At 32.1% G+C, this 2,537-nt stretch carries 2 protein-coding genes and 1 pseudogene; all 3 read right to left on the bottom strand.

The window, feature by feature from the left end:
* Window positions 1-198 (bottom strand): annotated as a pseudogene (locus I6E11_RS14395) (hypothetical protein); the annotation flags it as partial.
* A gap of 13 nt (window positions 199-211) precedes the next feature.
* Window positions 212-790, bottom strand: coding sequence for an RloB family protein (locus tag I6E11_RS14400; RefSeq protein ID WP_117678346.1), 579 nt, complete (start codon window positions 788-790; stop codon window positions 212-214).
* A gap of 12 nt (window positions 791-802) precedes the next feature.
* Window positions 803-2,011 (bottom strand): AAA family ATPase, encoded by a 1,209-nt coding sequence (locus I6E11_RS14405; RefSeq protein ID WP_204463017.1) that lies wholly within the window; start codon window positions 2,009-2,011, stop codon window positions 803-805.
* Between the last annotated feature and the right edge of the window lie 526 nt (window positions 2,012-2,537).

Below are 2,537 nucleotides of genomic sequence, written 5' to 3' on the forward strand. Positions count from 1 at the left end.
ACTATAAATAATAGCAAGATAACCTCCTACAACAGCAAAAATTCCACTACTATAACTTCCCCAAAAATTTAACCACGAGTCATTTGATAGATTTGTTTTGATAATATTACCATATGTCAACAACATATTAATAATAAATGCAATAGTAATTCCACTAACTATGATTCCCCAAACAGCATATAAATCTTTTTTTTTCATCAATCCATATTTATTACAACGATTCACTAACTTTTTTAATCGCCTTATAAATCTCACTATAAGAATCTCTGCCTTTATATTTTTCGGCTAGTTCACATGCCCTATCCATTTTTGAATCAGCAAGCATTTCTTTAACCCATTTATCCTTCTCAAGGTATTTTCGAGTTTTATCGTATGTTGGCAGATATTGCTTTAATGCTCTTTCTGTAGCTGCTGAATCTTGAAAATGTCGACACGTATCTTCAAAATGTAGTAAAAACCAATATTCTATTGACTGTAAGCTATCACAGAGAATCACATTGGGATTATTTTCATATTTCTTTTTGAGCGACACCATTTTTTTATTTTCCGCATCAGAACGCCTGCTAACATCTGCATCAAAAACACATATTACAAAGACATCTTCATCTAGAAGTTCCTTTATCTTCTTATCTATTTTCTCAATACTATTGTTTTCAAATAAACGAGGAGAAATAGAATATCTATAACCAAGTATTTTTTTCAAATGACTGAAATAGAATAATTCAGTCAAACCCTCACCAACGATATGAATAACCTGTCTGGTTGCTGTATTTTTTCTTGCTTTTCTCATAAAAGTACATGATTATAGATTAGGAACTGCACCGAATTTACCAAATTTATATGCCTTTTGGAGAGAACTAATCCTATTCAATCCTTTGAAATCTGTTAGAGGATACAGCACACTTGATCCGTCCGGATTCTTTTCAGTAAACCAAACATTATCTTTCCTAAGCAAATCTTCTTCTCCTAATAGTCCATCATAATGTGTAGTGAGCAACAACTGGGCTTGCTCTGATTCTTTTAGAAAACGTTCAATGATGTATTCTATCAATTTCGGATGAAGAGAGGATTCAATCTCGTCAACTGCAAGAAAAGCATCTCTTTCAAGAATCTTTTGCACTTGAGCGGCCAAACCAAACGTACGGATAGTACCGTCCGATTCAAACAGTTCCGGGAACTCATAATAATCATTGTTACCATCATCAGATGAAACTTTATGCTGATACATAGTATAATTAATCAAACCCTTATGTGTTTCCTGTTCTTTGGAAGTAATATTTGAAATATTGAAATCAGCTTCCTGTAGATATCTCAAAATATAATCTTTTGCAGACTCATTCTTGATTGATTCTTCGGCATAACGACTTAAAGATGATGCAGGCACAATTGCCGGCATAACCTGATTGGTTAGATACTGAAGAACTGCCTCTAATTCTACAATATGTGTATTTACCTGCATATAAGCAGCAAAAACTGACATGTTATGCAAACACTTCAATGTTATTTCCTCTTTGACAGATTGCGACATTTTGATCTTCTGTCCAAATTTAATAACTGATACGTTATTCTCAGTATTTCTTTCAAATATAGAAGCAGGCTGTTGACTTGGATAATAGATCAGACTTTCCTTTGCTACGTGCCACCTGTCTAAAGCTACAGAATAGACATAACGAACTGCTTTTTCCTCATTCTTCAAGTAGAACGAAATCGAATATTCAGATAACTGCCTCGAACTTGTTTTATTCAGGAGAAACGGGACTATTTGAATTTGTTCTGCCTTATTAAGTGGGGTATAAGTAATGAATGACTTGATAAAATCACAAACTTTAATAATATTACTCTTACCCGAAGCATTTGCTCCATAAATGACAGCCACTTTCAATAGTCTCACATCCCCCCCCAATTCGACAACATGATATGACTCCATATCCTTACTTCTATCAGCTTCAAAACTTAATATAGCCTCGTCTCTGAATGAGAACATATTCTTAAATCTAATTTCTGCTATCATATAATCTGTTTTTCCACAAATATATAACTAAATATCTATATTTGCAAATTAGATTTCAATATTTACATCATTCATGCAAAAATCAAAAACTGATACTCTTTTATCAATTTATTGCGCCCGTAGTCAATATAATCATTAAATCAAAACATCAGTCCATCCATTAATATAAAAAATCGATACAAATCAACATCAGTCTTCATATTATCTTACTTCACAAAGATTTAAATACAACCCCAAAATACTTATTCTATTTGCATGATATTGCACGCCATTGATAAAAATGGCATATCACTAAAAAAAGGATAAAAAACACCTCGTTCTTGTAACTTATTTGCTGGAAAACTTTGAAATTCAACAAAATACAATTATCTTTGTCTTACAAAAAGAATGTGACAATATATAACTCATTAATAATCAATGAGTTACAATGACTAAAAATGACAAAAAATTAGACTTCTGTACCTTTTAGAGCCCCAAATATTTGATAATCAAAAACTTGCAATTACTGCATCGGTAAGTAACATAT

This window comes from Bacteroides caecigallinarum (genome assembly GCF_021531075.1).
In the GTDB taxonomy this organism is placed as follows: domain Bacteria; phylum Bacteroidota; class Bacteroidia; order Bacteroidales; family Bacteroidaceae; genus Phocaeicola; species Phocaeicola caecigallinarum_B.